This is a genomic window from Streptomyces sp. R33 (assembly GCF_041200175.1).
Classification (GTDB): Bacteria; Actinomycetota; Actinomycetes; order Streptomycetales; family Streptomycetaceae; genus Streptomyces; species Streptomyces katrae_B.
This window is the reverse complement of the sequence record NZ_CP165727.1, coordinates 1,531,641-1,546,814: the sequence shown is the minus strand read 5'-3', so window position 1 is coordinate 1,546,814 and position 15,174 is coordinate 1,531,641. Positions and strand designations below refer to the sequence as shown.

Below are 15,174 nucleotides of genomic sequence, written 5' to 3'. Positions count from 1 at the left end.
CACCTGCCCGAGGAGAACCAGCCTTGACCGCCACCGAGCCCGTCGGCGCCGCCCCCACGGAGTCCGTCATAGCCGCCGACGCGCCCCAGCCCGCACCTGGCGCCACCCCGCCCCGCACCCCGCTGATTGCTCGTGCTGCCGCCGAGCTCGTCGGCACCGCCGCCCTGGTGGCGATCGTCGTGGGATCCGGTATCCAGGCCACCGAACTCACCCAAGACGTCGCCCTCCAACTGCTGGCCAACTCCACGGCCACCGTCTTCGGTCTCGGCGTGCTGATCGCGCTCCTCGGTCCGGTGTCCGGTGCGCACTTCAACCCGGCCGTCACCCTCGCCGAGTGGTGGACTGCCCGCCGTGGCGGCGCGGGCGTGAACGCCCGTGAGCTGGCCGTGTACGTGCCCTCCCAGATCGTCGGCGCCATCGCGGGTGCGATCCTGGCCGACGCGATGTTCGGCCGGCCGCTGGTGAAGTGGTCCACCCACGACCGCTCCGCCGGGAACCTCCTCCTCGGCGAGGTCGTCGCCACCGCGGGCCTGATCCTGCTGATCTTCGGCCTGGCCCGCACCGACCGCCTCCGCTTCGCACCCGTCGCGGTCGCCTCGTACATCGGCGCGGCGTACTGGTTCACCTCGTCGACCTCGTTCGCGAACCCGGCCGTCACCATCGGCCGTGCCTTCACCGACACCTTCGCCGGTATCGCCCCGGCTTCGGTGCCCGGCTTCGTCGGCATGCAGCTGGCCGGAACCGTGGTGGGCCTGTCGCTGGTGGCAGTCATCTTCATGCGCGGCAAAACCGAGCAGGGTCACGCCACGGCATGACGCAGCGCACGGATGTGGTGGTGATCGGCGGCGGACAAGCAGGGCTCGCCGTCGGCTACCACCTGCGCCGCCTGGGCATCGAGTTCGTCATCCTCGACGCCCGGGCCGCACCCGGCGGAGCCTGGCAGCACACCTGGGACTCCCTGCGCCTCTTCTCCCCGGCCGCGTACTCCTCCCTGCCCGGTCGGCTCATGCCCGTCCAGGCCGGCGAGACGTACCCGGACGCGGCGCACGTCGTCTCGTACCTCGCCGACTACGAAAAGCGGTACGGACTGCCCGTCCAGCGCGGGGTGCGGGTGGAGGCGGTCCACCGCGACGGCGCCCTCCTGCGCGTCGAAACCGACTGCGGCGACTGGCGGGCCCGCGCGGTCGTCAGCGCCACCGGCACCTGGACCCGGCCCTTCCTGCCCGCCGTCCCCGGCCGTCGGGACTTCACCGGCCGTCAGCTCCACACCGTGCAGTACCGGAATCCGCAGGAGTTCGCCGGACAGCGGGTGATCGTGGTGGGCGGCGGAAATTCCGGCGCTCAGATCGCCGCCGACCTTGCCGGCACGGCAGCACTGACGTGGGTGACGCAGCGCCCGCCGCGCTACCTCGCCGACGACATCGACGGCCGCGCCCTCTTCGACCACGCCACCGCCCGGCGCCGCGCCCTCGACGAAGGCCGCACCGACAACGGCGGCGTCGCCTCCCTCGGCGACATCGTCGCCGTCCCGCCCGTACGAACCGCCCGCGACGCCGGACTCCTGACGGCCACCCCCCTGTTCACCCACCTCACCGAGGACGGCGTGGCGTGGGCCGATGGTACGACCGCACAGGCTGAGGCCATCATCTGGTGCACCGGCTTCCGCCCGGCCCTGGCCCACTTCGCCTCGCTCAAGCTGCGAGGTACCCACGGGCACATCGCAACGGCAGGCACGCGCGCCGCCGACGAGCCCCGCCTGCATCTGCTCGGCTACGGAGACTGGACCGGCCCGGCCTCCGCCACCCTCATCGGCGTCGGCAGGCCCGCCAGGGACGCCGCCCGCGAGATCGCGGAGCTGCTGCGGGCTTGAGCTTCGAGTCGGGTCGAAGATTTACGTTAGAGGCATGAGCCCACTGCGTATCTCACAACTGGCCGGCCTTTCGGGCGTTCCGGCCGCGACGCTGCGGCTCTACGAGACGGCCGGGCCATGATGAACGCGACCGCGATGGACCGGCAGGCCGTGTACGAGGATTACGAGCGAGCCCGCCGCACCTTCCACCAACCGCTGGACTCCGCCTCCAAGGCGGACCTTGCGCGGTCCACCCGCGGTACCGAGTGGACCAACGGGCAGCTGCTGTGGCACATGCTCTTCGGCTACATGGTCGTGCGGGCCCTGCTGGGCCTGGTCCGTGTCCTCGGGCGGCTTCCACGCGGCGCCGGCAAGGCGTTCGCCCGGCTTCTGAACGCGGGAACCGTGCCGTTCGACTGGGTCAATTACGCGGGTCCACGAGGGGCCGTGAAGGTCTACGGGCCGCGCCGGATGGGCGCTGCCTTCGACCGAGTCCTCGACTCCCTCCAGCGCCGGCTGGCCACCGAGTCCGATGCCGACCTGGCCCGCGGTATGCACTACCCCGTCCGCTGGGACCCCTTCTTCAAGGACTTCATGACGCTTGCGGACATCTACCGCTACCCGACGCAGCACTTCGACTTCCACCACCGCCAGCTCACCCTGAACAGCGGCGACGTGCGTCGAGGGGAAGGCTGAGGTCAGCTGATCCGTGGGCTGCGGCGTTCCAGCAGGACCACGTCGCGCCACACGCCGTGGTGGCGGCCGATGCGCTCGCGGGTGCCGATGACCCGGAAGCCGGCCCGCTGGTGGAGGGCGAGGCTCGCACGGTTCTCGGGGAAGATCCCGGACTGGATCGTCCAGATCCCCGCCGCCTCCGTCGAGCCGATCAGTGCGGTGAGGAGCTGCATGGCGACACCTTGCCCACGGGCGGCAGGGTGGACATACACGGAGTGCTCGACGACGCCCGCGTACGCGCACCGGTCCGAAACCGCGCTCGCCGCGACCCAGCCCAGTACCTTGCCGTCCTCGCCGACGGCGGCGAATCGGTGATCCGGCAGCTTGCCCGCCTCGAACACCTGCCAGGTGGGGGTGGTGGTCTCGAAGGTGGCGTTGCCCTCGTCGATCCCCGCCTGGTAGATCGCCAGGACCTCATCCGCGTGCCCTTCGGTCAGCGGCCTGATGGTGATGCTCATGCGGCGGCCGCGCGGGTCAGGAGCTGTCCCATGGCGGCGAGCACCGCGGGCTCGACCCGGTAGTACACCCAGGTGCCGCGCCGCTCGGAGGACAGCAGCCCCGCCTCCCGCAGCTTCTTCAGGTGATGGGAGACCGTCGGCTGGGAGACGCCCACGTCGGAGATGTCGCACACGCATGCCTCGCCGCCCTCGTGCGAGGCGACCAGCGAGAACAGCCGCAGGCGGACCGGGTCGCCCAGTGCCTTGAACATGACGGCTGTCCGCTCGGCCTCCTCGGCCGTCAGCGGGCGCTCGGACAGTGGCGGGCAGCACGCCGCCATGGCCTCCGGCTCCAGCAGCGGCAACACCTTCGTAGTCATGGCCCCATCATCCGCCAAATTTCGACAGCTGTCTATGTTGACGAACGTCGATCCAAGGTCCACTCTGGAGGCGTCAGGACATCGACAGACGTCGAATCAACTGGGGAGCCCGCCGTGAACGCATCCACCGAAGCCCTGCCCGTCGTCGTGATCGGCGCCGGCCCGATCGGACTCGCCGCGGCCGCCCGCCTCATCGAGCGGGACATCGAGCCCCTGGTCCTGGAGGCCGGCCCGGCCGCCGCGTCCGCGGTGCGCGACTGGTCGCACGTACGCCTCTTCTCCACCTGGTCCGAGGTCGTCGACCCCGAGGCCGAGAAGCTCCTCGCCCCCACCGGCTGGGTGAAGCCGGACGGTGCCACCTACCCCTCCGGCGGCGACTGGGCCGAGCTCTACCTCCAGCCCCTGGCCGACGTCCTCGGCGACCGGGTCCGCTACAACGCGACCGTCACCGGTGTCTCGCGCGCCGGCCGCGACCGCATCGTCGACGCCGACCGTGAGAGCCAGCCCTTCGTCGTTCACCTCACCAGCCTCGAGGGCCGCGAGGAGAGGATCTTCGCCCGCGCCGTCATCGACGCCTCCGGAACCTGGTCCACCCCCAGCCCGGCCGGCGGCAGCGGCCTGCACGCACTCGGCGAGAAGAGCGCGGTCGACCGCATCACGTACCGCGTCCCCGACCTCAAGGACCCCGCCGTCCGCACCCGCTACGCCGGCAAGCGCACCGCCGTCATCGGCTCCGGTGCCTCCGCCTTCACCGCTCTGGCCTACCTCGCCGACCTCGCCAAGAACGAAGCCGACGGGGCCGGGACACACGCGACCTGGATCCTCCGGCGCGGGATCAGCGGCTCCACCTTCGGCGGCGGCACCGCCGACCAGCTCCCCGCCCGCGGCGCCCTCGGCCTCGCCGCCAAGGCCGCTGTCGACGGCGGCCACGCCGACGCGGTCACCGGCTTCCGCACCGACGCCATCGAGAAGGCCGAGGACGGCCGCCTGGTCCTCGTCGGCGAAGACGGCCGCCGACCGGACCCGGTCGACGAGGTCGTCGTCCTCACCGGCTTCCGCCCTGACCTGTCCTTCCTGGACGAGCTCCGCCTCGGCCTCGACGAGCGCCTCCAGGCCCCGACCGCGCTCGCCCCGCTGATCGACCCCAACCAGCACTCCTGCGGCACCGTCTACCCCCACGGCGCGGGCGAGCTCTCGCACCCGGAGAAGGACATCTACCTCGTCGGCATGAAGTCCTACGGCCGCGCCCCGACCTTCCTCGCCATGACCGGCTACGAGCAGGTCCGCTCCATCGCCGCCCACCTCGCCGGTGACCGCGAGGCCGCCGAGCGCGTCGAACTCACCCTTCCCGAGACCGGAGTGTGCGGCGGGGCCGGCCTGTTCGACCAGCCCGAGGCCGCCGAAGAGACCGGCGGGGGCTGCTGCGCAGCCCCGGCGACCCTCACCATCGGAGCCCCCGCCTCCTCTGGCGGCTGCTGACCATCGTGCCCAGCATCCAGGCCGGCGCGGCCGTGACCGGAACGGGGGTTCGGTCACGGCCACGCGCCGTGCTCCCCGCCCTGTGCGCCACGCAGATCACCAGCTGGGGCATCGTCTACTACGCCTTCCCCGTACTCCTCCCACGCCTGACGGCCGACACCGGTTGGTCCGCCAACGCGGCCACGGGCGCGTTCTCCCTCGCCCTGCTCGTCTCCGCCCTGGTAGGAATCCCTGTGGGCCGGATACTCGACCGCCGAGGTCCCCGGGCGGTGATGACCGCCGGATCCGTCATCGGCGTACTCGCCGTCCTGACCATCGCGGCTGCTCCCGACCTGCCCGTGTTCTTCCTCGGCTGGATCCTGGCCGGGATCGCGATGGCGGCCACCTTCTATCCGCCCGCCTTCGCGGCGATCACCCGCTGGTGGGGACCGGACAGGGTCCGGGCGCTGACCATCGTCACCCTGGCCGGCGGCCTGGCCTCCACGGTCTTCGCCCCGCTCACCGCCACCCTCGCGGAGCACCTCAGCTGGCGGCAGACGTACGCCGTCCTCGCCCTCATCCTGGCCGCGATCACCGTCCCGGGCCACGCCCTGGCCCTGCGAGTCCCCTGGTCCCCAGCGCCTGCGGCCCCGCACGCCGCCGACCGTACCCCGGTAGCCAGGACCCGCCCCTTCGTAGTCCTGGCGGCGGCCTTCACCCTCTCCGGCTTCGCCATGTACGCCGTCGTCATCGGCCTCATCCCGCTCCTCACCGAACGCGGCGCCGACGCCACGACCGCCGCATGGGCCCTGGGACTCGGCGGCGCCGGACAGACCCTCGGCCGCACCCTCTACTCGGGCCTGGCAGCCCACACCACGGTCACCGCCCGCACGTTCGCCCTCATCGTCCTCGGCGGTGTGACCACGGCAGCGCTCGCCCTCATCCCGGGTCCGCTGCCCCTGCTCGTCGTCCTCGCTGTCCTGGCAGGAGTCGTCCGAGGCAATCTCACCCTCCTCCAGGCCACCGCCGTCACCGACCGGTGGGGCGCCACCCACTACGGCCGCCTCTCCGGACTCCTCGGCGCCCCCGCCCACATCGCCGCTGCCCTCGCCCCCTGGGCCGGCGCCGCCCTGGCCGGCCCACTCGGTGGCTACCCCCGGCTCTTCGGGCTGCTCGCGGTGCTCTCCGCCGTGGCTGCGTGCCTCGCCGTGTGGGGGCGGAGTGACGCGGCATCTGCTCCGTGAGTCAGGAGGGGCATGATGCGAGCATCGCGACGCCCTGTATTTTGCCCGGGAAGGCTTCACCGTCCAGGCCGCCGACGTCTCGGCCACCGGCCTTCAGCAGCTACGGGAAGCCGCCCGAGCCTTCCGTTGACGCGGTCTTCGCGCACATGCTCCTGTGCGTGGCGCTGTCCGCCTTCAGGGGCCGGTGTTCCCCTCGCGTACGGCGGTGACCAGCCATGAGCTGCTGCGCAGCCACACGGCTCCGGCCTCCTCGTAGGGGCGTAGCGCGTCGGTCAGTGCCCGTCGGGCCTGCTCCTGGGTGGCGGGTGCGACCTGGCCGAGCAGGTGGCGGCCGGGGCCGGAGTCGAGGAGGAAGGCCGCGGCGTCCTCGGCGTCCTTCCCCCAGTTCCCGGCGGCCTCCACGCGCTCGACGCGGGCGTTCTCGAAGCCCGCGGAAGCCAGGAGGGCGAGCGTGTGGTCGGGGTCGGTGAGCGAGAACATGCCCGGCCCGCCGGGCACGCCGAAGCCTCCGAGCGGCAGGATCTCCTTCAGTGAGGCCAGCGCCTGGAGCCATTCGTTGGCCTCGGCCTCCGCCGCGCAGATGAACGCCAGTCGTCCACGCGGGCGCAGTGCGCGCCCGATGTTGGCGAAGGCGGCGACCGGATCTGCGAAGAACGTCATGCCGTAACGGCTGATGGCCGCGTCGAAAACCTCGGGCTCGAACGGATGCGCCTGTGCGTCGCCTTGGACGAAGGACGCGTTGCGCACCCCCTCGCGTTCCGCGCTCGCCCCGGCCCGCTCGAGCATCGGACCCGACAGGTCCAGCCCCAGGGCCCGGCCCTCACCCGCCCGTTGGGCGGCCAGTCGTGTCGTGCGGCCGGCTCCGCAGCCGATGTCCAGTACGTGATCGGTTGCCGAGATGGCCGCGGCGTCCAGGAGGGGCTGGTTGAAGCCGTCGTTGACGGCGTCCCAGCGTTCCTGGCTGCGGGCCCACTGCTCGCCCTCGTAGCCGTTCCACGCCTCTGCCTGTGCGGTGTTGATGAATTGACCCATGGGTGAACTCCCTCCCGCCGGAGCGCGGCACAGCCCTCCGGCCCTAGTATGGGCAAGTGCCCAAACAATATGGGCGATCGCCCATACTTTCAATGGGCTTGAAGAAAGGGGCCGTTGTGTCACCTCGTGGAGTGGCGATTCCCGACTTGCGCGAGCGGCTGTTCGCGGCCGCGGAGCGCGTGGTGGCCCGCGACGGCGCCGCAGCCCTGACCAGCCGCGCGATCACCACGGAGGCGGAGTGCGGCAAAGGCGTCCTGCACACGCACTTCGCCGGCCTGGACGAGTTCGTCGCCGAGCTGGTCCTGGACCGGTTCGCGCGCAGCGCCCGCCGGGCCGAGGCGCTGGAGGCCAAGGTGGGGCGGGCCACGGTGGCGGCCAATCTTCAGGACATCGCTCTCACCCTGCTGGAGGCCCTGCCTCCGGCGGTGGTGGGGCTGGCGATGACCCGCCCGGCGGCCGCGCTGCACACCCGGGAGGGTTTTCAGGCCGGCGCGCCCGCCTTCGACGCGATTCAGCACGCCTTCACCGCTTACCTGCAGGCGGAGCAGCGCGGCGGCCGGCTGCCCGCCGGTGCCGACGCTGCCACCATCGCGCTCGCGCTCGTCGGCACGATTCACCACCTGCTGATGACACGCGTTCCCGGACGCGGAGACGATCCGAAGGCGATCACAGGGCGGCTGCTGGCCGTTCTGCTCGGTGGTGCCGGGCAGCCGCCGGTGGTGTGATCCGCGGGGTCAGTGCCCTGTGCTCGTGTGGCCCGGCCGGTGCACGACGGTCCATGTGCGGCCGCCGTCCTGGGACTCGTAGACGGAGTCGTTCGTGTCGGCGGCCGGCAGGTGCGCGGGGCTTGCCGCAGTCAGTACGGCGGGCTGCGCGCCCTGGGGGAGGTGGCCGCGTTCGGTCCAGGACGTGCCGTCCCCGCCGGCCAGGACCTTCCCGTTGGCCGCGAGGGCGATCAGCTGGTCGGGGGCGGCCGCTCCACGGCTGCCAGGGCGGGGGCTCCGGTTACGGGCCGGAAGCTTGTGCCCCCGTCGGTGCTGTGCAGCAGCCCGTCGGGGGTGGTCGCCCACACTTCCTGCGGTGCCTCCGGGTGGGCGGCGAGATCGCCGCCCGGGATCTTCGCGCGCCGCTCCCAGGTGGCGCCGGCGTCCTTGCTGGCCCGGATCTGCGAGGTCTGGCTGTCGAGGCCGTAGACGATTTCACCGGCCTGCTGGAGCGAGTGGAAGTCGGCGTCGCCTCCGGCGGAGACGGTGGTCCAGGTCTGTCCCGCATCGGTGCTGCGGATCAGGCCCAGATGCGGTGAGGTCGCCGTCGGGTCGGTGGGTGAGGGGTGGCCACTGCCGAGGAAGGTGCGTGGGCCGGCGGGGGTGCGGGCAGTCGTTGCCGGCTGCCCGCACCGGCGTGCTGATGCGGGTCAGCTCTTGCCGAGGAGGGTGTTCATCCGGGCGATCTCCGCGCTCTGGGAGGTGATGATCGCTCCGGCCATGTCCTTGGCGGGCTGGTACGTCCCGTCGGACTGCTCGGTCTTGGCCATGGCGACGGCGCCCTCGTGGTGCTTGACCATCATCGTCAGGAAGGCGGTGTCGAACGCCTTGCCGGAGGAGGATTCCAGCTGCCGCATCTCCTCGGCCGACATCATCCCGGACATGTCGTGCCCGCCGTGGCCCTGGCCCTGGCCCTCGGCCGGGAGCTGCTCGCCCCACGAGGTGAGCCAGCCGGAGAGGGTCTTGATCTCCGGGTCCTGGGCCTTCTTGATCTCGCTGGCGAGCTTCTTCACTTCGGCGGACTCGGCGCGGGTCGCGGCGAGATCGGCCATCTCGATGGCCTGGCGGTGGTGGGGGATCATCCCCTGGGCGAACGCGACGTCGGCCGCGTTGTGGTCGCCCTGCTGCGCCGGCGCGGAGGCGGACGGCGAGGCGGCGTTGTGGCCGTTGTGCGTCGAGCTGTTGTCGTCGCCGTTGCCGCCGCAGGCGGCAAGGACGAGGGCGGCGGTGGCGGCCGCGGCCACTGCGGTGGCGCGGCGGATCAGGGAACGCTTGGTGGTCATGGTGGTGCAACTCCTGCTGTGAGGCACGCGCGCATGCGGACGTACTGAGGAAAGGCGGGGCTGAGGGGCGATGTCACCGGCCGCGTGAGGCCGGGTATGCCGGGGCCGCCCTATATGCGCAGGAGTTGCAGTTCGCTCAGTGACGGCGGGGCCCGCCCGCAAGCCGTGGCGTCGGGGACGATCCCGTGAGCGAGGACCGCCTCGGTGTCGGTGATGCCGGGCAGGACCGCAGGCGCGGGCAGGACCGGTGCGCCGGCCGTGCCGGTGGCCGCGCACGTCGCATCGGCGTGCTCGGCATGCCCGCCGCGTCCGTCGTCGATCGGATCGCCGGCGTGAACGCAGCCGTCGTGGCACGGAGCATCGGAGGCGATCTTTCCGTGGCCGGCGGCCGACGCGTGGTGGGAACCGGCCGCCGCGTGGGCGCCCGCCGGGACGGAAGCGCCAGGCCCCAGGCCATGCATGGCCACCAGCCCCGCGAGTACGGCGAGGACGAGGAGCAGGTACGAGCGCAGCCCGAGGGGCTTCTTCGCTCGCTTCACCTGGACGTGCATGTCCGCATCGTAAGCGGCCTCATCCGCGGGTGGCGAGGCGACGTCGACTGGCCCTACTGATGAATACCCATAGGGGGTGTAGCTGATGGACAAGAACTGGCCGGGCGCGGACGGTGCGGTCGGCGATGCTCCGCCGACCTCACCGCAACCTGTACGCCTGTGCGGCGCGGCCTGCGTCAGCATGCGAGCCGCGGCAGGGGGCGGCTGTGGCCGTCGGCACCCTGTCCGTACGTCCCGGCTCCGGTCAGGCGGCTACGGGTTGACGTCCTCCTTCGGCTTGGGCAGGTGACAGCCGACCCGTACGGTGCAGCGCGTAGAGCGCCGCCGCGCAGGCCAGGCCGAGCAGCCCCAACGCCGCCCAGGGGAGTGCCGGCACCCCGGCGCTGCGTGCGGCGTCCAGTGCCACTCCGGTGAGCAGGTTGCACACCGTTATGCCGATTCCGCAGATGTGTACAGCTCACTCTGGCGGGCCTGCGCGATCCCCGCTGAGCACGGCCGATTGCATCCCGTCCCATGGCCGGGCACAGTGCGCATCATTCGGCCCGGCAGTGGGCCGGGCTGCTCGTGCTGCTCGCGCTCGCCGGCGCGGCCGCGCCCGCCACCGGCGGGCGCCCACGGCGAGCCTTATGCCGAGTCTCGGCAACGTCACTTGTGACGGGCGAGCTTTGCCGCGGAAACAAGCAGGATCAGGGCCAGCGCGGGGATGAGTACCAGGTCCGGGAACACCTCGAGGAGCAGGCCGCCCATCACCGCACCGGCCACCGATCCAGAGGCCATGATCACGGTGAAGCGGAGGTTCGCGCCGAGCACCGCGAAACTGCCGTCACGGCTGTAGCGGGCGAAGGCCACGAGCATCGTCGGCAGGGACACCAACAGGGAGAGGCTTCCGGCGGTCTTGATGTCGACCCCGAACAGCAGCACGATCGTCGGGATCAGCAGCTCGCCCCCGGCCACGCCCATGATCGCCGCGACGACCCCGATGCCGAACCCGGCCACGACCCCGCAGGGCACCTGCGCCCACAGCGGCAGCGCGAGCGTGTCCAGGGTGGTCGTGTGCGTGACCAGCAGCGCGGCCGCCATGAGCACCATCAGGGCGGCCAGCACCTTGTAGAGGGTGGAGCTGCGCATCCGTACCGCCCAAGACGCTCCGGCCCAGGCCCCCAGCAGGCTGCCGGCCAGCAGGTTGACCGCGACCGGCCAGCGCGCGGCCACCTCGGCGGCCGGCACCGCCGCCAGCCGGGCCGGCAGGGCGACCAGGACCACCACCAGGCTCATCGCCTTGTTCAGGATGACCGCCGAGAGCGCGGCGAACCCGAAGACGCCGATCAGCAGCGGCAGCCGGAACTCCGCGCCACCCAACCCGATCATCCCGCCCAGAACCCCGATGGCCGCCCCCGCACCGAACACCACAGGCGCTGCGTGCGTCGAGCGGAGGGGAACGAGGTTCTGGTCCGTGGTCATGACGGGCATCCTCGCCGGGGGCCGCGCCCGCCTGCTACGGCACGACCCCACCTTCGGGGAAAGGCACCGGGTGGCCGCTCAGGATTCGTCCGGATCTCTGAGCGCAGGCATGGATCCCCGGGGCTCGCGCGCCCCAAAACCGCAGCCAGGGCCTGATGCTTACGGGATTCGACGGCAACCGGCGTCGCTCGGTGACCGTTCTCGCTGGTCGCAGCGTTGCGGTGCGCCGTAAGAGGGCCGGTGTGATCCTGGCCCTAGGACGCCGTACGGCTTCGTCGAAGGCGCACCTCACCTCCGGTCGGCGGCGGGAAAGTGAGGGCCGTCGTCATGAACGCGCCCGTCAAAGACATGCTGCACAGCTACCCGGCCGACCTCGGCAACGTCGACCAGGACAAGCTCGCCCGCTGCATCGAGGAATGCCTCGCCTGCGCCCAGGCGTGCACGGCCTGCGCAGACGCCTGTCTCTCCGAGGGGATGGTGGGCGACCTCACCAAGTGCATCCGCACCGACATGGACTGCGCCGACATCTGCACCGCGACCGCCGCCGTCCTCTCCCGGCACACCGGGTACGACGCCAACATCACCCGAGCCCTCCTCACCGCCTGCGCCGTCGCCTGCAAGGCGTGTGCGGACGAATGCGCCTCCCACGCGGACATGCACGAACACTGCCGCATCTGCGCCGAGGCGTGCCGCTCGTGCGAACAGGCGTGCAACGACCTCATGGCTTCCCTCGGCTGACGGCGTCGCCGGCAGAAATGAGCGAGGTAGCCCAGGGGGTCACCCGCATCCGGGCTGGGGGGAGCCCGGTTTGGGAACCGGCGCCGGACGCACGCATGCTCGGCGTGGGAGTGCGAACAGGCCGAACGTCCGGCGGGGTCGTTCAGCAGACTGCGGTGATGCCGTGGGCGGCCAGCTGTTCCGGCAGATCGGCCAGCTGCCACCACGACTCGGAAGGCCGGGAGTGGGTGGTCATCCTCCGGGTTTCGGGGTGGAGGCGCCGCCGGCCGTCGAAACATCCGGTGGGGCCTGGTCGAACGCGGCAGCGCAGTGGCCGGAGCAGAAGTAGTAGATGCCCGTACTGGTGGCCCTGTGTTCCGCAGCATGGGCCGGATCCAGGTGCATGCCGCACACGGGGTCCACGACCTCGTGGGCCGACCGGCCCGAGTCTGGATGCTGGTGCTGCCCGCCGCCAGGTGCCTGATGGGGCGGGGATTCCGAAGGGCCGCCGGCCACCTGGTGGTCGGCCGGGGTTTCGACGCGGGGCTGGGTGCGGGCCGGAGCGGAGTGCGGGAGCGGGGTGATGTGCCAACGGCGCAGGCGGGAGGAGTTGGTGACGACGGACAGGGAGGACAGCGCCATGGCCGCGGCGGCGATGATCGGGCTGAGGCGGATGCCCCACAGGGGGTAGAGGAGTCCGGCGGCGAGGGGGATGCCGACGGCGTTGTAGATCAGCGCGAAGAACAGGTTCTGCCGGATGTTGCGCATGGTGGCGCGGGACAGGCGGATCGCCGTGACGACTCCGGTGAGGGAGCCGGAGATGAGGGTGATGTCGGCGGCTTCGATGGCGACATCGGTGCCGGTTCCGATCGCGAGGCCGACGTCGGCGGCGGCCAGTGCCGGGGCGTCGTTGATGCCGTCGCCGACCATGCCGACGGTCCGGCCTTCGTCCTGCAGGCGGCGGATCTCGTCGGACTTGTGCTCGGGCAGCACCTCGGCGAGCACGCGGGTGATGCCGACCTCGGAGGCGATCGCGTCGGCGGTGCGGGCGTTGTCGCCGGTGAGCATGACGACCTCGATGCCGAGGCGTTGCAAGGCCGCGATGGCGGCCGCGGAGTCGTCTTTCACGGTGTCGGCGACGGCGAGGACTCCGGCGGGGCGGCCGTCGATTCCGGCGAGCACCGGTGTCTTGCCCTCGGCGGAGAGCCGAGTGAGGTGCGGGGCCAGCGGGGTGGTGTCGATGCCGGCGTCCGCCAGGAGCAGCCGGGTTCCGACGAGGACGGTGCGGCCGTCGAGTTCGGCCCGTACGCCTTTGCCGGTGACGGAGTCGAAGCCGGTCGAGGCCGGCCAGGTCAGCCCGCGCTCGCGGGCTCCGGTGACGACGGCTTGGGCCAGGGGGTGTTCGCTCACCTCCTCGGCGGCGGCCACCAGGCGCAGCAGCTCGCTCTCGCTGAAGCCGTCTGCGGTGTGGATGTCGGTGAGGACCGGTCGGCCTTCGGTGACGGTGCCGGTCTTGTCGAGTACGACCGTGTCGAGCGTGTGGGCGGTCTCCAGGGCTTCGGCGGAGCGGATGAGGATGCCGGCCTGGGCGCCCTTGCCGGTGCCGACCATCACCGACAGCGGTGTGGCGAGCCCTAGAGCGCAGGGGCAGGCGATGATCAGTACGGCAACCGCGGAGACCAGGGCCAGGGTGAGGGCCGGGGCCGGGCCGAGGGTGAACCAGATGGCGAACGTGGCGATCGCGATGGCGATGACGGCGGGCACGAAGTAGGCGGAAACCGCATCGGCGAGGCGCTGGATGGGGGCCTTGGACGCCTGCGCGGCCTGGACGAGGCGGACGATCTGGGCGAGCATCGTGTCCGCGCCGACCTTGGCCGCCCGTACGCGCAGGGACCCCGTGCCGTTGACGGTGGCCCCGATGACGGTGTCCCCGGCCCGTTTGGTCACCGGCATGGGCTCACCGGTGACCATCGACTCGTCCACGGCGGAGGAGCCGGACAGGACCTCGGCGTCGACGGGGATCTTCTCGCCGGGCCGGATGACGACCTCGTCGCCGACCGCCACCTCTTCGACCGGGATCTCGGTCTCTTCGCCGTCCCGGACGACGCGGGCGGTGCGGGCCTGCAGGCCCAGCAGGGCGCGGATGGCCTCACCGGTGCCGGCCTTCGCACGGGCCTCAAGGAGCCGGCCGAGCAGGATCAGCGTCAGGATCACGCCGACCGCTTCGAAGTAGACCTCGCGCACGTCCTCGGGCAGGACGGCGGGCGCGGCGGTGACCAGGAGGCTGTAGCCGTAGGCGGCGCTCGTACCGAGGGTGATCAGGGAGTTCATGTCGGCGGCCCGGTGGCGCAGGGTCAGCCAGCCGGTCACGTGGATCGGCCGGCCGGTGTAGAACATCACCGGGGTGATCAGTGCCAGCTGCACCCAGTGGTCCAGCATCCAGCCCGGCACCCAGTCGGCCCCGAACAGCTCGTGGGCCATCACGGCGAACAGCACCGGGGCGGTCAGCACCGCCCCGACGGCGACCCGGCGGGTCAGATCCTTGATCTCCGCCCGGCGCTCGGCGATGTCCGCCGCCTCCGCCTCGGCCGCCGACCGCTCCGGTCCCGACGGCGGCGTCTCGCGCGCTGGTCGGCTCAGGTGCGGAGCAGCGGTGCCGGGGCCGCCAGGGTGCGGCGCATCGGCCGTGGCCAACCCTTGGGCAGGCTCGACGAGCAGCGTTCCGTGGATCATGTTCATGCCGCAGGCGAAGCCGAATGTCCCGGGCCGGTCCGGAGTCAGGCGCAGGGTGGTGCGTGTGTGGGCGGGCAGCCCGGCGCTGACCTTCAGATCCGGGAAGACCACCCGGGATGTGCACTCACCGGATTCCTGCCGGTCGAAGACCAGCTCCAGCGGCGTACCCTGGCGGACCTTGATCAGATTCGGGCTGTAGCCGCCCCGGACGGTCACGTCCACCCGCTGCAGACCGCCCTCCAGCCGGGCCGTCCCGGCGCGGCGCGGGCCGAAGAAGTACCAGCCCAGACCGCCGATCAACACCACGGCGGCCACGACCACGGTGACATCGACGGCGCCCATGGGCCCTCGCCTCCCTGCTCGGCATCGTCCCTTCCAGCATGCGCCCACCCCGTGCGGCGGTCAGCAGGGACCACCTGGCCGCAGCGAGGGTCCACTCGCTACCGGCGCCGCCTGGCCGCCCTCCGCACCAGCCCGCCGAACGCCCCGTAACCGGCCCGCCCAGACCGGGGGTCACCATGCGTAGTGAT

Annotated in this window: 15 protein-coding genes and 1 pseudogene; 7 read left to right on the top strand and 9 right to left on the bottom strand. The window is 71.9% G+C overall.

What is annotated here, in order from left to right; translation table 11 throughout:
• Positions 1–23: 23 nt before the first annotated feature.
• From AB5J51_RS07555 to AB5J51_RS07545, 3 genes are all read left to right on the top strand, one after another.
• A complete protein-coding gene (locus AB5J51_RS07555; protein ID WP_369777231.1) occupies positions 24–815 on the top strand; it encodes an aquaporin in 792 nt (263 codons plus the stop codon).
• Positions 812–1,870, top strand: a complete 1,059-nt coding sequence (locus AB5J51_RS07550) for an ArsO family NAD(P)H-dependent flavin-containing monooxygenase (RefSeq protein WP_369777230.1) — start codon at positions 812–814, stop codon at positions 1,868–1,870. Before AB5J51_RS07555 ends, AB5J51_RS07550 begins: the two co-directional genes overlap by 4 nt.
• 117 nt (positions 1,871–1,987) lie before the next feature.
• Positions 1,988–2,545 carry a DinB family protein gene (locus AB5J51_RS07545; protein WP_369777229.1) on the top strand — a complete coding sequence of 186 codons (558 nt, stop codon included), beginning with the start codon at positions 1,988–1,990 and terminating at the stop codon, positions 2,543–2,545.
• Positions 2,546–2,547: 2 nt separating this feature from the next.
• Here the strand turns inward: AB5J51_RS07545 and AB5J51_RS07540 are convergent, their stop codons facing one another.
• Together AB5J51_RS07540 and AB5J51_RS07535 are read right to left on the bottom strand one after the other, a co-directional pair.
• Complete coding sequence (locus AB5J51_RS07540) at positions 2,548–3,042, bottom strand: N-acetyltransferase family protein (protein ID WP_369777228.1); 495 nt, start codon at positions 3,040–3,042, stop codon at positions 2,548–2,550.
• A complete protein-coding gene (locus AB5J51_RS07535; protein WP_369777227.1) occupies positions 3,039–3,401 on the bottom strand; it encodes an ArsR/SmtB family transcription factor in 363 nt (120 codons plus the stop codon). Before AB5J51_RS07535 ends, AB5J51_RS07540 begins: the two co-directional genes overlap by 4 nt.
• 114 nt (positions 3,402–3,515) lie before the next feature.
• Between AB5J51_RS07535 and AB5J51_RS07530 the strand changes: the two genes are divergently transcribed.
• Complete coding sequence (locus tag AB5J51_RS07530; protein WP_369777226.1) at positions 3,516–4,880, top strand: NAD(P)-binding domain-containing protein; 1,365 nt, start codon at positions 3,516–3,518, stop codon at positions 4,878–4,880.
• Entirely contained in the window at positions 4,877–6,103 is a 1,227-nt protein-coding gene (locus tag AB5J51_RS07525) for an MFS transporter (RefSeq protein WP_369780229.1), read from the top strand. Before AB5J51_RS07530 ends, AB5J51_RS07525 begins: the two co-directional genes overlap by 4 nt.
• Before the next feature lie 174 nt (positions 6,104–6,277).
• Here AB5J51_RS07525 and AB5J51_RS07520 read toward each other — a convergent pair whose 3' ends face one another.
• Entirely contained in the window at positions 6,278–7,135 is an 858-nt protein-coding gene (locus AB5J51_RS07520) for a class I SAM-dependent methyltransferase (RefSeq protein ID WP_369777225.1), read from the bottom strand.
• A gap of 116 nt (positions 7,136–7,251) precedes the next feature.
• On the opposite strand from AB5J51_RS07520, the gene AB5J51_RS07515 reads away from it, so the two are divergent.
• Positions 7,252–7,860 carry a TetR/AcrR family transcriptional regulator gene (locus tag AB5J51_RS07515; protein WP_369780228.1) on the top strand — a complete coding sequence of 203 codons (609 nt, stop codon included), beginning with the start codon at positions 7,252–7,254 and terminating at the stop codon, positions 7,858–7,860.
• 9 nt (positions 7,861–7,869) lie between these two features.
• Here AB5J51_RS07515 and AB5J51_RS07510 read toward each other — a convergent pair whose 3' ends face one another.
• The 5 genes and pseudogenes from AB5J51_RS07510 to AB5J51_RS07490 form a co-directional block, all read right to left on the bottom strand.
• Complete coding sequence (locus AB5J51_RS07510) at positions 7,870–8,205, bottom strand: hypothetical protein (protein WP_369777224.1); 336 nt, start codon at positions 8,203–8,205, stop codon at positions 7,870–7,872.
• Between the two features lie 344 nt (positions 8,206–8,549).
• Positions 8,550–9,182 carry a DUF305 domain-containing protein gene (locus AB5J51_RS07505; RefSeq protein ID WP_369777223.1) on the bottom strand — a complete coding sequence of 211 codons (633 nt, stop codon included), beginning with the start codon at positions 9,180–9,182 and terminating at the stop codon, positions 8,550–8,552.
• Positions 9,183–9,292: 110 nt separating this feature from the next.
• Positions 9,293–9,733, bottom strand: coding sequence for a DUF6153 family protein (locus AB5J51_RS07500; protein ID WP_369777222.1), 441 nt, complete (start codon positions 9,731–9,733; stop codon positions 9,293–9,295).
• Between the two features lie 244 nt (positions 9,734–9,977).
• Positions 9,978–10,181 (bottom strand): annotated as a pseudogene (locus AB5J51_RS07495) (MFS transporter); the annotation flags it as partial.
• A 197-nt stretch (positions 10,182–10,378) separates the two neighbouring features.
• Positions 10,379–11,194, bottom strand: coding sequence for a sulfite exporter TauE/SafE family protein (locus AB5J51_RS07490; RefSeq protein ID WP_369777221.1), 816 nt, complete (start codon positions 11,192–11,194; stop codon positions 10,379–10,381).
• 327 nt (positions 11,195–11,521) lie between these two features.
• Between AB5J51_RS07490 and AB5J51_RS07485 the strand changes: the two genes are divergently transcribed.
• Positions 11,522–11,932, top strand: coding sequence for a four-helix bundle copper-binding protein (locus tag AB5J51_RS07485; protein ID WP_053790338.1), 411 nt, complete (start codon positions 11,522–11,524; stop codon positions 11,930–11,932).
• Positions 11,933–12,163: 231 nt separating this feature from the next.
• Here the strand turns inward: AB5J51_RS07485 and AB5J51_RS07480 are convergent, their stop codons facing one another.
• The gene (locus AB5J51_RS07480) at positions 12,164–14,986 is read right to left on the bottom strand and encodes a heavy metal translocating P-type ATPase (RefSeq protein ID WP_369777220.1); all 2,823 of its coding nucleotides are present in this window, start codon (positions 14,984–14,986) and stop codon (positions 12,164–12,166) included.
• Between the last annotated feature and the right edge of the window lie 188 nt (positions 14,987–15,174).

Excerpts from the sequence above, each read along its gene's own strand:
- AB5J51_RS07485 (WP_053790338.1), top strand. The coding sequence starts at position 11,522 with ATGAACGCGCCCGTCAAAGACATGCTGCACAGCTACCCGGCCGACCTC.
- AB5J51_RS07540 (WP_369777228.1), bottom strand. The coding sequence starts at position 3,042 with ATGAGCATCACCATCAGGCCGCTGACCGAAGGGCACGCGGATGAGGTC.
- AB5J51_RS07490 (WP_369777221.1), bottom strand. The coding sequence starts at position 11,194 with ATGACCACGGACCAGAACCTCGTTCCCCTCCGCTCGACGCACGCAGCG.
- AB5J51_RS07480 (WP_369777220.1), bottom strand. The coding sequence starts at position 14,986 with ATGGGCGCCGTCGATGTCACCGTGGTCGTGGCCGCCGTGGTGTTGATC.
- AB5J51_RS07535 (WP_369777227.1), bottom strand. The coding sequence starts at position 3,401 with ATGACTACGAAGGTGTTGCCGCTGCTGGAGCCGGAGGCCATGGCGGCG.
- AB5J51_RS07550 (WP_369777230.1), top strand. The coding sequence starts at position 812 with ATGACGCAGCGCACGGATGTGGTGGTGATCGGCGGCGGACAAGCAGGG.
- AB5J51_RS07505 (WP_369777223.1), bottom strand. The coding sequence starts at position 9,182 with ATGACCACCAAGCGTTCCCTGATCCGCCGCGCCACCGCAGTGGCCGCG.
- AB5J51_RS07520 (WP_369777225.1), bottom strand. The coding sequence starts at position 7,135 with ATGGGTCAATTCATCAACACCGCACAGGCAGAGGCGTGGAACGGCTAC.
- AB5J51_RS07500 (WP_369777222.1), bottom strand. The coding sequence starts at position 9,733 with ATGCACGTCCAGGTGAAGCGAGCGAAGAAGCCCCTCGGGCTGCGCTCG.
- AB5J51_RS07545 (WP_369777229.1), top strand. The coding sequence starts at position 1,988 with ATGATGAACGCGACCGCGATGGACCGGCAGGCCGTGTACGAGGATTAC.